Raw genomic sequence first — 16,358 nt, 5'->3', positions numbered from 1 at the left:
GGCTTACTCCTCGTCGTCGTCGTCGTCCTGACGGCGCGCGGCGGCCGCCAGCTCTTCTTCGCTCATCGGCGGCGCACCCGTCTCGTTTTCGTGCAACGAGAGGAGATACCGCACCACGCCCTCGTCGAGTCTGAGCGCGCGCTCGTACTCGGGGAGCGTCAGGGGATCGGCGGTGAACCGGCTCACGACGTAGTAGCCGGTATCCTTGCGGCCGATGTGGTAGGCCAACTGGCGGCGGCCCCAATGGTCGCTCGTGAGGTCCGCGGGGTTCCCGAGGAGCTCCTGGAAACGCGTCAGTTTTTCGTTGATGGCGGCGTCTTCGAGCGTAGAGTCGAAGATGTACACCGCCTCGTATGGGCGAGACATATCGCGGCAATCCTCCCTTTGGTCATGGTTCCGCCCCCCGCTGGTTGCCGGAGCGGGAGGAGGGTGCTTGTTGTAGTCGCCGGTCGGCCGGCGGAGCGAGCCAGAAACCTAACCGATTGTGCCATCGGCGGCAAAGGGCCGCCTCGCCGTTCCGGCGCCCCGTCAATGGCCCGCTGACTCGCCGGCCGCGCTCAAACGTTGAAGCGAAACAGCATGACGTCGCCGTCCTGCACGACGTACTCCTTGCCCTCGGAGCGCACGACGCCCTTGTCGCGCGCGCCCTTCCATCCGGCGTTGGCCACGAAGTCGTCGTACGCCACCGTCTCGGCGCGGATGAACCCGCGCTCGAAGTCGGTGTGAATGACGCCGGCCGCCACCGGGGCGGTGTCGCCACGGTGGATGGTCCACGCCCGCACCTCCGGTTCGCCCGCGGTGAAGTAGGTCTGCAGGCCGAGCAGGTGGTACCCGGCGCGGATGAGCCGGTCGAGCCCCGCCGACTCGATGCCCAGCGAGCCCAGGAACTCCGCCCGCTCGCTCGCCGGCAGCTCGGCCAACTCCGCCTCGATCCTGGCGGAGAACGGGACGATCTCGGCGTGCTCGCCGCTCGCCTTCACCGCCTCGCGCAGCGCGCGCAGGTGCGGGCCTTCGTGGCCGGCGAGTTCGGCGTCGGTGACGTTGGCCGCATAGAGCACCGGCTTGGTGGTCAGCAGCGTGAGCGGCTGCAGCACGGCCATCTGCTCGGCGCTGAGGTGGGCGTGCCAGAGCGGCTTGCCCTCCTTGAGGAAGGCGAGGGCGATCTCGAGGGTGGGCAACTCCACCTTGGCATCCTTGTCGCCGGTGCGGGCGGCCCGCTGCGTCTTGTCCAGGCGCTTCTCGAGCACGCCGAGGTCGGCCAGGGCGAGTTCGAACTCGATCACTTCACGGTCGCGCACCGGGTCCACCGCGTTCATGACGTGGGTGATGTCGGGGTCATCGAAGCAGCGCACCACGTGGACGATGGCGTCGGTCTCGCGGATGTTGGACAGGAATTTGTTGCCGAGGCCTTCGCCATCGGCCGCGCCCTTCACGAGGCCCGCGATATCGACGAACTGGACCACGGCGGGCACCGTCTTCTTGGGCTGAACGATCTCGGCGAGGGTGGTGAGGCGGGGATCGGGGACTTCGACCATGCCGACGTTCGGCTCGACGGTGCAGAACGGGTAGTTGGCGGCGTCGGCCTTGGCGGCGGTGAGGGCGTTGAAGAGGGTGGATTTGCCGACGTTGGGGAGACCGACGATTCCGAGTTTGAGCATGGGGAGGAGCGAAAGTTGGGTTACAAACGCGATGGGCGGCGTGGTCACTATGGCGCAAACCGGCCGGAGGGTCGAGTGCGCGACTTCGTCAAGTTCCTCGATATCAGCTATGCGTCGGCGAGCGAATTGGAATACCACCAGCTCCTGGCCCGCGACGGGAGCGGGTCTGGCCCGGCCAACGCAATGCGTGCCGGCGTCGTTGCGAAAGGCTCGTAGCGCGCAGCCCCGAGCGGTATGCGTGCTGTTGGAGACGGGTTACCCTGCGTTGAACTCATTCATCGCGGTTTCCACGCCGTTCCTCACCCAGCACTCCACCGCCTTCCCGATTCGCGGAATCACGGCCTCCACCGTCGCCGCATCGTGCCGCCCGAACTTGGCCAACACGAAATCGGCCAGATCGCCGCGCAACTGCCGCTCGTCCTCCGGCCGGATTCCCACCCGCAACCGCGCATAGTCCGGCGAGCCGATCGTCGCCTGCACGCTCTTGAGCCCGTTGTGCCCGCCCGCCGAGCCCGTGGCGCGAATGCGGAACGTCCCCACCGGAATGGCCACGTCATCCACCACCACGAGCAGATCCGTCGCCGCCGTCCAGGCGGGCCTGCGCAGGTACGGCGTGAGCACGGCGCCGCTGAGATTCATATACGTGAGCGGCTTGACCAGCCGCACCCGCGCTCCGCCGACGCTTCCGGCGGCGATCATCGCTTGGCCGTCCTTCGTCCACCGGTCAAAACGCCAAACGCCGGCCAGGTGGTCGAGGACCCACCAGCCGACGTTGTGGCGTGTCCGCTCGTATTCCAGGCCCGGATTTCCCAGGCCGACGACGACTTTCATCGGTTCGCCGTCCGACGACGCGCGGGGCGCGAAGAGCGACCGGATCCAGTCGGGAAGAATTACTTCTCGCCCTCGGCCTCTTCAGGCTTCGGCTTGCGGATGAGCTCGGGCTCGGCCGGTGCCTCGACCGCCGCCTCGACCGCCGGCGCCTCCTCGACCACCGCCTTGGGAGCGGTCACGACGCAGATCGTCGCGTCGTCGTCATCCAGCACCTCGATGCCCTCGGGAAGCTTGAGGTCGCCCACGTGGAAGCCATGGCCGATGGTCAGCTCGGTCACGTCGACGTCGACGTGGTTCGGGATCGCCGCCGGATCGACGCGAATCGATACCTCGTGCATCACCTGGTCCAGAATGCCGCCGCTGTTGCGCACGCCGTCTGGAATGCCGATGAACACGAACGGCACGCTGACGGTGACCTTCTCGCCGGCCACCAGTTCCTGGAAGTCGACGTGGATGATCTCCTTCTTGAACGGATGACGCTGGATCTCGCGGATCAGCGTGAGCGCGCGCGTGCCGCCCACGTCGAGTTCGATGACGGTGCTCGCGTAGGCGATGCGCGAGAGCAGCTTGTCGAAGTCGCGCGCGTTGAGCGCGAGGTGCTGCGGATCGCGTCCGTGCCCGTAGATCACCGCCGGCACGTTGCCTGACTGCCGGATCTTGCGCGCGTTGCCGGTGCCGACCGCAGTGCGCGGCGTGGCCGAAAATTGTGCGTTTGCCATTGAGTGTTTCTTCCTGAAAGCGGTCCATCGTTGCAGCGAACCCGGAACGGTCTGCGCTACTCTCAGGAGGCTGCGTCCTCCCTACCATGACCCGGTAGGAGGGTGGGACGGTTTGACGGCATGACGGATAACTGCCTCACGCAGTCTCCGTCCTACTGTCCTACTGTCCTACTGCCCTACCAGTCGTCCCGGGGTACCCCTAGTCGAACAAACTGCTCACGCTCTGTTCGGCGTGCGTGAAGCGGATGGCCTTTGACAACAACTCGCCCACGGACAGAATGGCCAGCTTGTCGAACCGCCGCTCCTCGGGCAGCGCGATCGAGTCGGTCACTGCGACCTCCTGGATCGGCGCGTTCATCAGCCGCTCGCGGGCCGGGCCCGAGAGCAGCGCGTGCGTGGCACACACGTACACCGAGTTGGCGCCGAGCGTCTTCAATGCCCGGGCCGCCTCCGACACCGTGCCCGCCGTATCGATCATGTCGTCGGCCAGGATACAGTCCTTGCCTTCGACCTCGCCTACCACGTTCACCACCTCCGCGACGTTCGCCGCGGGCCGCCGCTTGTCGATGATGGCCAGCGACGCGTTCAACCGCTTGGCGAACCCGCGCGCCATCTTGGCCGAGCCGACGTCCGGGGCCACCACCACGATGTCCTTGAGCTGCTTCTTGCGGTAATGCGCCGTGAACACCGGCATCGCGTACAGATGATCCACGGGAATGTCGAAGAATCCCTGCAACTGATGCTGGTGAAAATCGATCCCCAACACCCGGTGCGCGCCCGCCGCCATGATCATGTTGGCCAGCAGCTTCGCCCCGATCGCCACCCTCGGCTGATCCTTGCGGTCCTGCCGCGAATAGCCGTAGTACGGCATCACCACCGTGACCCGCGCCGCCGAGGCCCGCTTGGCGGCGTCGATCATCAGCAGCAACTCCAGAATGTTCTCCGCCGGCGGGTTCGTCGGCTGGATGATGAATACGTCGTTGCCGCGCACGTTCTCGTCGATCCGGACGAAGATCTCGCCGTCGGCGAACCGCGTGAGCGTGACCTTGCACAGCTCCGTGCCGATCTGCCGTGCAATCTCTTCCGACAATGCCGGGTTGGCCGTTCCGGAGAGCAGCTTGAATCCGTGGCTGGGAACCGAAAGGCCGTCCATGATTAGCCTTGTAAGCTACTAGAGGGTCGGAAGTTAATCAACGTCGTGGGGTGGCGACGCTCGACATTGCCCCCGGTGGATTCGAACCACCATTCTCGGATCCAAAGTCCGATGTCCTGCCGTTGGACGAGGGGGCAGTTGCGGCCCCCGCAACCTACTCGATCATCCGAATCGGAACAACGTGAGCGGCCGTCCGCGTCTCGATCAGTCGCGCCCCGTCCAGATCTGCCGCCACCGCCCCCCGGCCCCCATCCTCGAACACCCCGAACACGGTCGAGCCGGACCCCGCGAGCATTGCGATCCGGGCGCCCGCGCGTTCCAGCGCCTTCCGATAGCGGGCGATTTCCGGATGCCGCTGCTCCACCGGCCCCTCGAAATCGTTCTCCGCCACGTCCGCCACCTCGGGCCACGACTGCAGCGCCGCCGCCGGCAGCAAAGCGCCCGTCAGCTCGTACGGCGACCGCGAATCCGACAGCCAGCAGTATGCCTCGGCCGTTCCGATGCCGAATGCCGGCACCACCAGCTGCACGCGCCGACGCGGGAGCGGGGTGAGCCCCAACATCCGTTCGCCGCGCCCCCACGCGAACGCCAGCGGGGCCTCGGTGGTCATGAACGGCACGTCGGCCCCCAGACGCGCCGCGAGTTCGAGCACCCGCACTCCCATCGGCCGCGGGGCCAGTGCCTCGAGAATACGCAGCACGGTGCCGGCGTCGGCGCTTCCGCCCCCCAGTCCGCCCCCGACCGGAATGCGCTTCACGATCTCAATGGCGAATCCGTCGGGCCAACCCGCTGCCTCGCGGTACGCCAATGCCGCGCGGTAGGCGAGGTTCTGTTCCGCAGGACCCAGCCCCCCGTCGGGAACCACGTCTCCCGTGCACTCGACCGCGCGCCCGGAAACGTTCGTGCGTACCGTCACCTCGTCGGCCAGGTCGAGCCGCTGGAAAGCGGTCTCGATCTGGTGATAGCCCGACGACTCGCGGCTCAACACGCGCAGCCGGAGGTTGATCTTGGCCTGGGCCGCGCCGCGCGCGGTTCGGGCCCCGGCGATGGCCGCGTTCGACGCTGGCGTACCCGTGATGCCTGTCATGAGCCGCCTCCGGCCGCTGCCACGCCCGGCTCTCCCACGGCGCGGATCTCGCCGTAGGTGATGCCCGTGCGGCTCAAGTACCACAGCCCGATGACCGTGATGGGGATGTACGAGACGATGTGGAAGGTCAGGCTCCACGCCGCCGCTGCACTGGCCGCCACCCCGTACGCCGCCAGCCCGACACGGCCCCCCAACTCGAACACCCCGGCGAATCCGGGCGTGGATGGGACCGACACGAACGCCACGATCACTCCCTGGGCGAACAGCGCCGCGGAGAACGGGGCCTGGATGTGCAGGGCACGGAACGCGAGCCAGAACGCGAACGCATTGAGCAGCCAGTGCAGCACCGCCCACCACAACACGGCGATGAACCGGGCCGGGCTCCGCAGCACACTCAGACCGCCCGCGAACGATGCCAGCACCGCGCTGCCCCGCGCCTCGATGGCCGGCGCGACGCGGCGCGCGAATCGTTCATAGACCGCGATCGCGCGTTGCGGGTAGCTCGCGAACAGATAAAGGGCGGCGAACCCGAGCAGGATGCCCCCGATGCCGAAGGCTGCCGCGTCGCGGATGGACCATCCGTGGATGTCGGCCACGCCGAGAAACCGTGGATCGAGCATCGCCACCGCCATGAGCAGCAGAACCGAGGCGCCGTCGAACAAGCGGTCCACCACCAGCGAGGCCAGCGACGTGCTGAACGACACGTCCGGACGCTCGCGAGTGAGCGCATACGCGCGTGCCAACTCCCCCGCCCGCGCCGGCACGACGTTGTTCACCATCATCCCGATGGCCACCGAGCGCCAGAGAGGCCCGAGGGGCAGCTTCGGCGCCACTGGAGCGAGAATGATGCGCCAACGGATGGCGCGCAGCGGAAAGATCCCGGTGGCCGCGATCGAGCAAAGCACGAGTAGCGGAATGTTCGCGTCCCGCAGCCGGTTGGTGACGTCGTGCCACGGAACGCCGTGAAGCGCCCACCAGAGTCCCACCGCGCTCAGCCCGATGCCGAGCGCGCCACGCCAGCGGAGCTTCACCGATTACTCCGAAAGGGCGAGGTCGAGCAGTTCGAACAACTCGCCCAGCACTTCCGGGGACGGTGCGCTGCCGGACTGGCGGATCTGCTCGCGGAGCCAAATGGCGCGTTCCACCGCCGCGCGCCCCCGGTACACCAAGGCGTCGATCGGCACATCGGTGTCCCCAACGGGCGCGGGCTCCGCGAACGGTGTGGCGGCGAACGAATCGAGCGCGGCGATACCCTCGTCCAGCGACGACACGGGCTGCATGGGCTGGGCGGCCACCGCGTCGATCGGCATCACCGGCGTGAGCCGGGGCGCGACGGCCGGGGCGGACATCACCGGCGTGGTCCGGGGCGGGACGGCAGCGGCCGGCATCACCGGCGTGGTCCGCGGCGGGACGGCAGGCGCCGGCATCACCGGCGTGGTCCGCGGCGGGACGGCAGCCGCCGGCATCACGGGCGTGGTCCGGGGCGGGACGGCAGGCGCCGGCATCACGGGCGTGGTCCGTGGCGGAACGGCAGCCGCCGGCATCACGGGCGTGGTCCGCGGCGGGACGGCAGTCGCCGGCCTCACGGGCGTGGCCCGACGGGGCACGGCGGGTGACGGGGCCGCCGGCGTCGGGCGGATCACCGGCATCCCTGCAAATGGAGTGGGCGCCGACGAGGAGACCGGCGCATCGGCATACGCGATCGTCTGCACGATGCGTTCGATGGTGGCCAGCGACTGCTCGTCCACCGCGTCGGCTGCGTCGGCGTGCGCGAGGATGAATTGCACGGCCGGCTGTTCGCCGAAGCTCTCGGCCGCCAGGCGAATGGCGCGCAGCCCGCGGCCCAGGTCGCGCCGCACCCGCTCGCGCGCCTCGGGATCGGCGGTGGCGCGTGCCACGGCCACGAGCGCTCTGAGATGTTCGGCGAGACTCACCGCTTCCATACGGAAACGCTGGCGGGGCGTGGTGGGCGGATCGGGGGCCCGCGTCACGACCGTCGACCCGTCGTCATCATAGAAGAGCGTGTGGACGGGCACGATGATGGCGCCGTCCTCGTCGCTGTTCTCGAACGCCGCCGCGGCGGCCACGTACTGGTCGTACTCCGCCGAGGGGGTGTTGGTGGGCTTGCCGTCGCGAATCGCGGCGGCGATGCGCCGCAGCACCGCGGCCGCGGCGCGCAGCAGATCCATTCGCTCCACCGACAGCCGCGAATCGCCGTGTTCGAGCGGTTGGGCCGCGGCCTCGGCGGCCTCGGTCACCTCGGCCAGAGGCGGAAGATCCTTGATCCCCGCTACTCCGCGAAGGGCGCGGACCCGTCCCAGCACGGCGCCCGCCGCCGCGCGGTTCTCCGGTCGTGCGCTGAGCAGTTCGAGGCCGGCGGCGATGTTGTTCGCCTCGCCAATCAGGTAGGCGGGCGACGCGACCACCCCCGGCCCGCCCGAGCTCCGGCGCGGGGCCGGCGCGAATTCGATCAACTCGCGGGTGCGCGCGGCCGCGCGCGCGATCTCGGCGTCGCCCCAGTTGCGCGCGGCGCGGAGCAGGATCTTGAGGTCGTCGATGGCCGAGGTCATGGCAGCGCGCAGCGCCGGCGTCCACTCGATCACGTCGTCGCGGGTGGCGCGGGCAATGCCCTCCACGGCCGCGGCCAGGTTGGCGAACGCGGGCAGCTTGGCCATCGTCGCGACGCCGCGCAGGGCGCGGCCGGCGCGCTGCATCGCCTCACCGTTCGGGGCGCTGGCGGGCGCCTGCTGCAACAGTCCATCGAGTTGGTCGATGTACTCCGCCGCTTCCAGCACGAAAAAGTCGATGAACCCCGTCCGCGACGTCATGCCCGCTCCGTTGAGTTTGCCGCGATTCGAAGTTAGAACGGCTGACGCGCCGCGTCCATTGCCCGCCGCATCTCGCGTACCGCTTCGACGAGCCCCACGAACAGGGCTCGGCCCACGATCGAATGGCCGATGTTGAGCTCCTCCACCGGGAGCAGCGCCGCGACCGGTCCCACGTTCGACACCGTGAGCCCGTGTCCGGCGTGGACGGCGAGCCCCAGCGACGCGCCGAGGTCCGCGGCCGCGGCGAGCGAGGCCAGCGGCACCGGGTCGCCGGGATAGTTGGCGTACATGCCCGTGTGCAGCTCCACGGCGCGCGCCCCCAGGGCGAGCGACTGGCGGACGGCTGCCGCGTCGGGGTCGATGAACAGGCTCGACCGGATGCCGGCCCGGTTGAGGCGCGCAATGCCGTCGGCCAGGCGCTTCTCGTCGCGGTGCAGGTCCAGCCCGCCCTCGGTCGTGATCTCCTCGCGCTTCTCGGGCACCAGGGTCGCCTGGTGCGGCCGCAGCCGTTCGGCGATGGCCAGCATCTCGTCGGTGCATGCCATTTCCAGGTTGAAGACGGTCGCGATCCCGGCGCGCAGGCGCTCGATGTCGGCGTCCTGGATGTGGCGGCGGTCTTCGCGCAGGTGGGCGGTGATGCCGTCGGCGCCGGCGTCCTCGCACACCCGCGCGGCGGAGAACGGATCGGGCTCCGTGCCGCGGCGCGCCTGCCGCAGCGTCGCGACGTGGTCGATGTTGATGTAGAGCCGCTGGTATCGCGGCCCGTCGCCGGCACGATCGGTTGCTCGCATCGTCATGCCCCGTTAGGTTCGCAACAAGACCTCGGTGGAGACACGCGTGAGGAAGTTAATCATCGGCTTGGCGCTCGCAGCGGGATGCCGGTCTGGCGGATCGATGGCGTCGGGCCCACGCCCGGTCGCTCCCGAGCGGGGGAACGTGACCGGGGCGGCCTCGGCGCGCGATGCCGTGAACCAGTTCATGGGCGCGGTCAAGGCCGAGGATCTCCAGGCGCTGGGTGCGATCTGGGGCACCAAGAACGGTCCGGCCCGCGACCAGATGGACGTGAAGATACTACAGGAGCGCGAGCTGATCATGCTCTGCTACCTGAAGCACGACACGTACACGGTCCTGGGCGACGCGCCGTCGCTGAATCGCGACCGCGTGTTCGCGGTCGAGATCACGTATGGCAAGATCAGACACACCGGGCAGTTCGCGGTGGGGCCGGCGTCCAACGGGCGCTACTACGTCTTTTCCGTGAACAATTTCCCGGAATTCCAGGACGTCTGCGGCAAGAAGTAGCCGAGACGCCGGGTCAATGCTCGCTCAACTCGATCAACACGCCGCCGGTGGAGGACGGATGCAGGAACGCGATCCGCTTGCCTTCGGCACCGATGCGCGGGGTCGCGTCCAACAGGCGGAGCCCCGCGGCGCGGCAGCGCGCGAGCGTGGCGTCGAGGTCGTCCACCGCGAAGCAGATGTGATGGATGCCGGGGCCGCGTTTGGCCAGGAACTTCGCGACGGGCGAATCGGTTGTCTGGGCCTGGAGCAGTTCCACCAGCGAGTCGCCGGCGGCCAGCCCCGCGATGCGGGCCCCGTCGGCGTCGTCGAGCGGCACGACGGGCATGCCGAGCACGTCTCGGTAGAACGGCAAGATCGCGTCCAGCGCGGGCACGGCGATTCCGATGTGGGCGATGCGGGTGCCGCGCGGCGGAGATGCGGACATGGGGAGCGCTCCAACTGGGCTTGGGCGCTATAACATAACGATGGGCGCCGGGCCGGTCAGGCTCGCGCCGGGGAGAACGGGATGTCGAATACCACGGCGGTTACGGACACCAACTTCGAACAGGAAGTCGAGAAGAACCCGGGCCTCACGATCGTGGACTTCTGGGCCACGTGGTGCGGACCGTGCCGGATGATAGCGCCGGTGCTGGATCAGATCGCCATCACTTACGCCGGAAAGGTCAAAGTGGCCAAGCTCGACGTGGACACCAACATCAAGACGGCCACACGGTTCAACGTGCGTTCCATTCCCCTGCTCCTGTTCTTCAAGGATGGCAAGGTGGTGGATCAGATCGTGGGTGCGGTGCCGCGCGCGCACATCGAGTCCAAAGTCCAGCAGCACGCGGCCTGATCCGTATTGCCACGGTCGCTGGCGCGTCGCATGTTTCGCCGGGAAGGCCGGTCTCGGCCTTCCAGGCGTTCGTGTATTCGGTACTCTCGCCCATGCGCCCCCGCTGGATGCCGTCGACCGTAGCCGCTCTCCGCTTCCCGTACGTGCGCGTCCTCCTGCCACGCACGCGGCTCGCGTACATCCACGTCCGCAATCTCCTCACCGACGCCAAGCGCGACCGGTCGGCGCGCGTGGCCGCCTATGTCGCCGTGTGGCTGCCCGAGGAGTTCGTGGTGTTCTACCTCCTGCGCGGCGAGGTGGTGAACGCCACGATCATGAACGCGAGCGGATCCCGCGCCGTGGGGATCGCCACGGCACTCGAACGCATTCCGTCCGAGCCTGAGTACGGCGACATCTGCTTCCATGAAGCCGACGAACAGCAGCTCGCCTGCATGTTCGAATCGCAGGCGCGCCCCGATGAACCCTGGTCCCCCGGCATGCGCGTCACCGACCCCGAGGTGCTCTTCCCGTACCTCAACGCGATGGCGTTCGACGGGTTCATGGAGATCGTGGCCGAGGACACGGTGAACTATCTCGTGTTCAACAACGGCGCGGTGCAGCGCTCCTTTTTGTCCACGACCCACCACGGCACGCCCGCCGACCGCGTGGCCAAACTCTTCGCGCGCGAGGGCCAGGCCGAGGGCACGCGCTTGCGCCGCTGGGCGGGGCTCGATCCATTGCCCACGCAGGCGCCGCCAGGGCTCCTGCTCGCCTATCGCGACCTTGTGGCGGCACTCGTCGACCGCCTCACCACCGGCGGCCGCGAGAACGCCGCCACGCTGGCCGAGTCGGCGCGCCAGAACGTCCTGCCCGACCATCCGGTGCTCGATGGCTTCGGTTTCGACGGCCGCGCAGCCGGCGACGTGGTGGCGGACACCAAGACGCTCACCGACGGCGTGGGCGCGTGGATCAAGGAATTCCTCTTCGTCGCCACGGACCACGAGACGGCGTCACCCGAGACGGTCCTCCACGACCTCACCTGGGGCCGGCGTCACCTGTTCCAGTCGGCCGGCCTGTACGAGCGGCTGCCGTGGAAGGTGGTGTGACTCCCGCCGACGGCGGGGGCGGGGCGGTCGTGGTGCCCGGGCGCCTGTTCGTGGTGAGTACCCCCATCGGGAACATGGGGGATTTTTCGTTTCGGGGGGTGGAGACGCTGCGCGCGGTGGCGCTCGTGCTGGCCGAGGACACGCGCCACTCCCGTCATCTGCTCGATCGGTACGACATCGCCACGCCCACCCAGGCGTACCACGAGCACAACGAGGCGAAGCTCACACCACGCATACTCGAGCGGCTGCAGCGCGGCGACGACGTGGCGCTTGTAACGGACGCCGGCACGCCGCTCGTGTCCGATCCTGGGGCGCGGCTGGTGCGCGCGGCCATCGACGCGGGAATCGCGGTGGTCCCGGTTCCCGGGGCGTCGGCACTGCTCGCGGCGCTTGTCGTCGCCGGATTTCCCGCGGAGCCGTTCACGTTCTTCGGGTTCCTGCCGCGCGGGGGCGCCGACCGCGCCCGGCGGCTGGTCGAGATGGTGCAGTCGCCGTTCACGGTGGTGCTGTACGAGGCGCCCGCCCGCGTGTTCGACACACTCACGGCGCTGGCCGATCGGGCCGGACCGGCGCGGCTGGCGGCGGTGGGGCGCGAACTGACCAAGTTGCACGAGGAGGTGCGGCGGGGAACGCTGGCCGAGTTGGCGGCGTACTATTCGGAGACGCCGCCCAAGGGGGAAGTCGTGATCGTCGTGGCCGGAGCGCCCGCGCCCGTGCTGGATGAGGCGGCGTTGCGGGAACGCGCGCGCGAGCTGCGCGCCCAGGGCTACTCGGTGCGCGACACCGCCGCCGAGCTGACCCGGGAACTCGACGCGCCGCGCAACCTCGCCTACCGCATGGCACAGGACGCCGAATGAGGCGGGCCTGGCGGGCGGCGGTGGTGGCGGCCCTGCTGCTGCCGCTGGCCGGCGCGCGCCCGGCAGGCGCGGTCCGTGCGGCGGCGTTCGCGGCGCCGCGGCTCACCATCGCGCGCCTGCAGTACGAGGGGGGCGGCGACTGGTACGCCAATCCCTCGAGTCTGCCCAATCTCCTCGAAGCGATCCGCGAACGCACCTCGCTCAAGGTGGACCGCACCGAGGCCCGCGTCACGCTGATGGACGACAAGCTGTTCGACTATCCGTTCATCCACGTCACCGGGCACGGCAACATCCACTTCAGCGATGCCGAGATCGTGCGCTTGCGCGAATACCTGGAGCGGGGCGGATTCCTGCACGTGGACGACAACTACGGGCTCGACCCGTACTTCCGGCGCGAGATCAAGCGGGTGTTCCCCGACCGGCCGCTGGTCGACGTGCCGCTGTCGCACCCGATCTACCACATAGTATACGATTTCCCTAAAGGGCTGCCCAAGATCCACGTCCACGATGGGCTCCCGGCGCGCGGATTCGGCATCTTTCTCGGCAACCGGCTGGCCGTGTACTACTCGTTCTCCAGCGATCTCGGCAACGGCTGGGAGGACCCCGACGTGTACCACGACCCGCCGGCCCTGCACGAGGCGGCGCTGCGCATGGGCGTCAATCTGTTCGTCTACGCCGTGACCAGCCGGCCCACCCCGTGACGATCGTCGAGTTGGTGGAGCGGGAGCGCGCTGGCGCCCGCCGGCTCGAACTGGCGGCCGGCGCCGCGCTCGGCGTGGCCCTGTGCTGCGGGCTGGCCTCGGCCGCGGTGCTCCTGCTCGGCCACGCCCGCTGGCTGGCCCTGCCACGCGCCCTGCCGCTGATCGTGTGGGCGCTGCTGGTGACCGGCGTGGGCGCCGTGGCCTTCCGCACGCGCCGCCGCCTGCACCAGCGCACATCGCGCGCCCAGATCGCCGCCGCCATCGAGCGCGAGCGGTCGTTGCGCGCGGGCGCACTGCGCGGCGCCATCGAAGTGGCCGACACCGGCGCGTTCGGCCGCCGCGCGGCGGCGGTGCTCGGCGAGTCGCTGGGCGCCCACGGCGGGGCCCTCGCTCCGGTCATGCGCGGACACGCCCGCCGTCGCACGCTCCAGGTGGGAGCCGCGGCGGCCGTCACCGCCCTGCTGCTCGGCGTCGTGGCGCCGCTGCAGGGCGACGGCCTCATGGCGCTGCTGCGCCCCGTGAGCGCCTGGCGCGGTACGCTGCTCGCGCCGCTCGCCTTCGAGGGGCTGCCGCGCCTCGTACTGCGCGGCGATACCGTGCGCGTGACCGTGACCGCGATCGGGCGCGCCACGGTGGACTTGCAGGACCGCACCACCGGTGAGGGATGGACCACCCGCAGACTCGACGTGTCGCCGGCCACCGGGCTCGCGTCGCTCGTCCTCGGCCCGCTGGGCGGCGACCTGAGTCTCGTCGTCACCGACGGGCGTGCGCACAGCGATACCGCCGTGGTGCGCGTGACGGATCGCCCGTTCGTGGGCGCGATCACCATGCGCGCCGTCTATCCGTCGTATCTCGACCGCCCGGCCGAGACGCTGCCCGTGGGCGAACCGGTGGTGATCCCGCGCGGCACGATCATCGAATTCACCGGCCGCGCGTCCACGCCGCTCGTGGCCGTCGGGCTGGCCGGCGAGCGCGACTCCGTGGCGTTGCACGCCGACGGCCGCGCGTTCAGCGGCCGGCTCGCGCCGCCCGCCACCGGCCGTTGGAGCTGGTACGCGCGCGGCGCCGAGGCCGCCGTGCAGGACGTGCCCGCCGTCCTCGACGTCACGGTGGTGCCCGACTCGGCGCCCCACGTGGAGATCCTGGCGCCACGTGCCGACACCCTCGTCGCGGCCTTCGACACCGTGACGCTGCAGGGCGCGGCGGCCGATGACCACGGGCTGTCGGTGGTGGAGTTGCACCTCTGGCGCGATGGCGCCGGTGACCGGCGCACCGAAACCACTCAGCGCCTGGCGGCCAACCAGGGGCCGGCGTGGGGCGGGGACGTGATCATCGATCTCGCCGCCCGGCAGTTGCAGCCGGGCGACGCGCTCCACGTGACGCTGTCGGCGGTGGACAATTCTCCCTGGGCCCAGCGGGCCACGAGCCGCGAGCTCCTGCTCAAGGTGCCGAGCCTCGACGAACGCCGGGCGATCGCGCGCGCCGCGGCCGATTCCGCGGTCACCGCCGTGCAGCGCACCGCCACTGCCGAACAGAGCCTCCAGGAGCGAACCAGCGAGGCGGCGCGCGAGGGGATGAACCGGGCCGTGGAGAACGCCCCGCGGGCCGCCGCCGCCGCGGCCGACCGCGCCCGCTCGATGAGCTACGAGTCGGCGGAAAAGGCCAAGGCGTTGGCCAAGGAGCAGCAGGACCTGGCTGACCGCGTGCAGCAACTGCAGAAGGCGGCGGCCCAGCTTCAGGCGCAGCTCGCGCAGGCCGGCGCGCTCGACAGCGCGCTGGCGCGGCAGCTGCGCGACGCGCAGCAGATGCTCAAGGACGCGCTCACCCCCCAGCTTCTGGCCGAGATGCAGAAGCTCCGGTCAGCCGCCACGCAGCTCGACGCGCGGAGCGCACAGCGGTCGCTGGCCAACCTGGCGGCGTTGCAGAAGCAGTTGCGCGCGCAGTTGGACAAGAGCGCCCAGATGCTGCAGCGCGCCGCGTTCGAGGGCGCCATGCAGACGCTGCACGACGAGGCGCGGGATATTGCGGGACGCGAGCGGACGCTGGCCGATTCTGCCCCACGCCGCGGCGCGACCGCCGACTCCGCCGGGTCATCACAGAACGATAATAATCCGCCCGTGGGCGCGCGCGACCTGCCCCGCGAGTTGGCCGACCGCTCCGGCCGGCTGGCCAGCGCCATCCAGCAGTTGCAGCAGAAGCTGGCCGATCAGCACGCGAACGCCGGCGCCAAGCGCGCGGACGACGCCCAGACCATGGCCCGCGCGTCCGAGCAGTCCATGCGCCAACGGGCCGACGCCCGGTCGGCCGCCGACGAAATGCAGCACGCCGCCCAAGCCATGCAGCAGGCGCGCGACGCGCAGGTGGCGGAATGGAAGAACGAACTCACCCAGGAGCTGGACCGCGCCGTCCAGGAACTGCTCCAGATGGCGCGGCAGGAGTCTCGCCTCGAGGACCAGACGCGCAGCGGCCAGGCGGCACCCGAACGGCTGCGCGGCGACCAGAGCGCCTTGCAGCAGGGCGTCGAACAGACGCAGCGCCAACTCCAGGAGCAGGCGCAGAAGACCACGCTGCTCTCGGGACGCGCCCAGCGCGCGGTGAGTGACGCGGCGCAGACAGTGGCCCAGGCCACGAAATCGGCCGCCGATCCGCGCAACGCCGAACAGACGCCGTCCACGATGGGCGCCGCCGCCGACGCGCTCAACCAGGCGGCGGCCGCGCTGGCCCGCGACCGGCAGCGCGCCAACTCCGCCAGCTCGGCGTCCGGGTTCGCCGAGATGCTGCAGCAGCTGCAGGACGCCGCCAAGAAGCAGGGCTCCATCAATTCGCAGGCGCAGAGCCTGCTTCCGCTGCCTGGCCAGGGCCAGATGAGTCTCGACGCGCAGGCCACGGCGCGCATGCTGGCCAACCAGGAGCGGCGGCTATCGCAGCAGCTCGACGACCTCAGCGACGCCGCGGGCGGTGACCGCGCCGCTCAACTCGCCAAGGAGGCGCGCGCCGTGGCCGACGCGCTCCAGAATGGCCGAGTGGACGCCGCCACGGTCGCCCGCCAGGAACAGTTGCTGCGTCACATGCTCGATGCCGGCCGCTCCCTCCAGAAGGACGAGCGCGACGACACGGGCAAGCGCGAGTCCGAGTCGGCGGTGAACCCCAAGCTGTTCGCGCCGCAGAACCAGGAGGCCGCGGGGCGGGCCGGCGTGAAGTACCGCCCACCCACCTGGGACGAGTTGCGCGGCCTGTCGGCCGACGAGCGCCGCGCCGTTCTCGAGTACTTCAAGCGGATCAATGGCGGCGGCAATCCGTAGGCTCGC

At 69.9% G+C, this 16,358-nt stretch carries 17 protein-coding genes and 1 tRNA gene; 7 read left to right on the top strand and 11 right to left on the bottom strand.

The features are described 5' to 3' along the window. Positions 1-3: 3 nt before the first annotated feature. Both rpsF and ychF read right to left on the bottom strand, forming a co-directional pair. Entirely contained in the window at positions 4-366 is a 363-nt protein-coding gene (rpsF, locus tag VNF92_01550) for a 30S ribosomal protein S6 (GenBank protein HVA56545.1), read from the bottom strand. A 191-nt stretch (positions 367-557) separates the two neighbouring features. Continuing rightward, positions 558-1,658, bottom strand: a complete 1,101-nt coding sequence (gene ychF, locus VNF92_01545) for a redox-regulated ATPase YchF (protein ID HVA56544.1) — start codon at positions 1,656-1,658, stop codon at positions 558-560. Between the two features lie 75 nt (positions 1,659-1,733). Between ychF and VNF92_01540 the strand changes: the two genes are divergently transcribed. Next, positions 1,734-1,874, top strand: a complete 141-nt coding sequence (locus tag VNF92_01540) for a hypothetical protein (GenBank protein HVA56543.1) — start codon at positions 1,734-1,736, stop codon at positions 1,872-1,874. Positions 1,875-1,913: 39 nt separating this feature from the next. Here the strand turns inward: VNF92_01540 and pth are convergent, their stop codons facing one another. The 8 genes from pth to VNF92_01500 form a co-directional block, all read right to left on the bottom strand. Further along, on the bottom strand, positions 1,914-2,489 hold the full coding sequence (pth, locus tag VNF92_01535) for an aminoacyl-tRNA hydrolase (GenBank protein HVA56542.1): 576 nt from the start codon (positions 2,487-2,489) through the stop codon (positions 1,914-1,916). Positions 2,490-2,548: 59 nt separating this feature from the next. Next, positions 2,549-3,208: a 50S ribosomal protein L25/general stress protein Ctc gene (locus tag VNF92_01530; protein ID HVA56541.1), complete on the bottom strand. Its 660-nt coding sequence runs from the start codon at positions 3,206-3,208 to the stop codon at positions 2,549-2,551. Between the two features lie 199 nt (positions 3,209-3,407). Next, positions 3,408-4,361, bottom strand: a complete 954-nt coding sequence (locus VNF92_01525) for a ribose-phosphate pyrophosphokinase (protein HVA56540.1) — start codon at positions 4,359-4,361, stop codon at positions 3,408-3,410. Positions 4,362-4,427: 66 nt separating this feature from the next. Then, a tRNA-Gln gene (locus VNF92_01520) sits at positions 4,428-4,498 on the bottom strand. A gap of 17 nt (positions 4,499-4,515) precedes the next feature. Then, positions 4,516-5,448, bottom strand: coding sequence for a 4-(cytidine 5'-diphospho)-2-C-methyl-D-erythritol kinase (gene ispE, locus VNF92_01515; GenBank protein ID HVA56539.1), 933 nt, complete (start codon positions 5,446-5,448; stop codon positions 4,516-4,518). Continuing rightward, positions 5,445-6,479, bottom strand: a complete 1,035-nt coding sequence (locus tag VNF92_01510; GenBank protein HVA56538.1) for a lysylphosphatidylglycerol synthase transmembrane domain-containing protein — start codon at positions 6,477-6,479, stop codon at positions 5,445-5,447. Before VNF92_01510 ends, ispE begins: the two co-directional genes overlap by 4 nt. A gap of 3 nt (positions 6,480-6,482) precedes the next feature. Further along, positions 6,483-8,276: a hypothetical protein gene (locus tag VNF92_01505; GenBank protein HVA56537.1), complete on the bottom strand. Its 1,794-nt coding sequence runs from the start codon at positions 8,274-8,276 to the stop codon at positions 6,483-6,485. A 32-nt stretch (positions 8,277-8,308) separates the two neighbouring features. Further along, entirely contained in the window at positions 8,309-9,073 is a 765-nt protein-coding gene (locus VNF92_01500) for a pyridoxine 5'-phosphate synthase (GenBank protein ID HVA56536.1), read from the bottom strand. A gap of 40 nt (positions 9,074-9,113) precedes the next feature. On the opposite strand from VNF92_01500, the gene VNF92_01495 reads away from it, so the two are divergent. Further along, the gene (locus VNF92_01495) at positions 9,114-9,575 is read left to right on the top strand and encodes a hypothetical protein (protein HVA56535.1); all 462 of its coding nucleotides are present in this window, start codon (positions 9,114-9,116) and stop codon (positions 9,573-9,575) included. A gap of 13 nt (positions 9,576-9,588) precedes the next feature. Here VNF92_01495 and mce read toward each other — a convergent pair whose 3' ends face one another. After that, positions 9,589-9,999: a methylmalonyl-CoA epimerase gene (gene mce / locus VNF92_01490; protein ID HVA56534.1), complete on the bottom strand. Its 411-nt coding sequence runs from the start codon at positions 9,997-9,999 to the stop codon at positions 9,589-9,591. Between the two features lie 81 nt (positions 10,000-10,080). Here mce and trxA point away from each other — a divergent pair, with 81 nt between their 5' ends. The 5 genes from trxA to VNF92_01465 all read left to right on the top strand — a co-directional run bounded on the left by trxA (position 10,081) and on the right by VNF92_01465 (position 16,352). Beyond that, a complete protein-coding gene (trxA, locus tag VNF92_01485) occupies positions 10,081-10,407 on the top strand; it encodes a thioredoxin (GenBank protein ID HVA56533.1) in 327 nt (108 codons plus the stop codon). A 107-nt stretch (positions 10,408-10,514) separates the two neighbouring features. After that, positions 10,515-11,492 carry a hypothetical protein gene (locus tag VNF92_01480; GenBank protein ID HVA56532.1) on the top strand — a complete coding sequence of 326 codons (978 nt, stop codon included), beginning with the start codon at positions 10,515-10,517 and terminating at the stop codon, positions 11,490-11,492. Then, on the top strand, positions 11,489-12,349 hold the full coding sequence (gene rsmI, locus VNF92_01475; GenBank protein HVA56531.1) for a 16S rRNA (cytidine(1402)-2'-O)-methyltransferase: 861 nt from the start codon (positions 11,489-11,491) through the stop codon (positions 12,347-12,349). Before VNF92_01480 ends, rsmI begins: the two co-directional genes overlap by 4 nt. Beyond that, the gene (locus VNF92_01470; protein HVA56530.1) at positions 12,346-13,050 is read left to right on the top strand and encodes a DUF4159 domain-containing protein; all 705 of its coding nucleotides are present in this window, start codon (positions 12,346-12,348) and stop codon (positions 13,048-13,050) included. Before rsmI ends, VNF92_01470 begins: the two co-directional genes overlap by 4 nt. After that, positions 13,047-16,352 carry a hypothetical protein gene (locus VNF92_01465; protein ID HVA56529.1) on the top strand — a complete coding sequence of 1,102 codons (3,306 nt, stop codon included), beginning with the start codon at positions 13,047-13,049 and terminating at the stop codon, positions 16,350-16,352. Before VNF92_01470 ends, VNF92_01465 begins: the two co-directional genes overlap by 4 nt. Positions 16,353-16,358: the final 6 nt, after the last annotated feature.

The sequence above is a fragment of the Gemmatimonadaceae bacterium genome (assembly GCA_035533015.1).
GTDB lineage: Bacteria > Gemmatimonadota > Gemmatimonadetes > Gemmatimonadales > Gemmatimonadaceae > JAGWRI01.
This window is presented reverse-complemented; position numbering and strand designations above follow the sequence as displayed.

Bases quoted from the DNA above. Each gene is read 5' to 3' on its own strand.
- pth (HVA56542.1), bottom strand. From the start codon at position 2,489: ATGAAAGTCGTCGTCGGCCTGGGAAATCCGGGCCTGGAATACGAGCGG.
- VNF92_01470 (HVA56530.1), top strand. From the start codon at position 12,346: ATGAGGCGGGCCTGGCGGGCGGCGGTGGTGGCGGCCCTGCTGCTGCCG.
- VNF92_01480 (HVA56532.1), top strand. From the start codon at position 10,515: ATGCCGTCGACCGTAGCCGCTCTCCGCTTCCCGTACGTGCGCGTCCTC.
- VNF92_01530 (HVA56541.1), bottom strand. From the start codon at position 3,208: ATGGCAAACGCACAATTTTCGGCCACGCCGCGCACTGCGGTCGGCACC.
- ychF (HVA56544.1), bottom strand. From the start codon at position 1,658: ATGCTCAAACTCGGAATCGTCGGTCTCCCCAACGTCGGCAAATCCACC.
- trxA (HVA56533.1), top strand. From the start codon at position 10,081: ATGTCGAATACCACGGCGGTTACGGACACCAACTTCGAACAGGAAGTC.
- VNF92_01525 (HVA56540.1), bottom strand. From the start codon at position 4,361: ATGGACGGCCTTTCGGTTCCCAGCCACGGATTCAAGCTGCTCTCCGGA.
- VNF92_01500 (HVA56536.1), bottom strand. From the start codon at position 9,073: ATGACGATGCGAGCAACCGATCGTGCCGGCGACGGGCCGCGATACCAG.
- ispE (HVA56539.1), bottom strand. From the start codon at position 5,448: ATGACAGGCATCACGGGTACGCCAGCGTCGAACGCGGCCATCGCCGGG.
- VNF92_01505 (HVA56537.1), bottom strand. From the start codon at position 8,276: ATGACGTCGCGGACGGGGTTCATCGACTTTTTCGTGCTGGAAGCGGCG.
- rpsF (HVA56545.1), bottom strand. From the start codon at position 366: ATGTCTCGCCCATACGAGGCGGTGTACATCTTCGACTCTACGCTCGAA.
- mce (HVA56534.1), bottom strand. From the start codon at position 9,999: ATGTCCGCATCTCCGCCGCGCGGCACCCGCATCGCCCACATCGGAATC.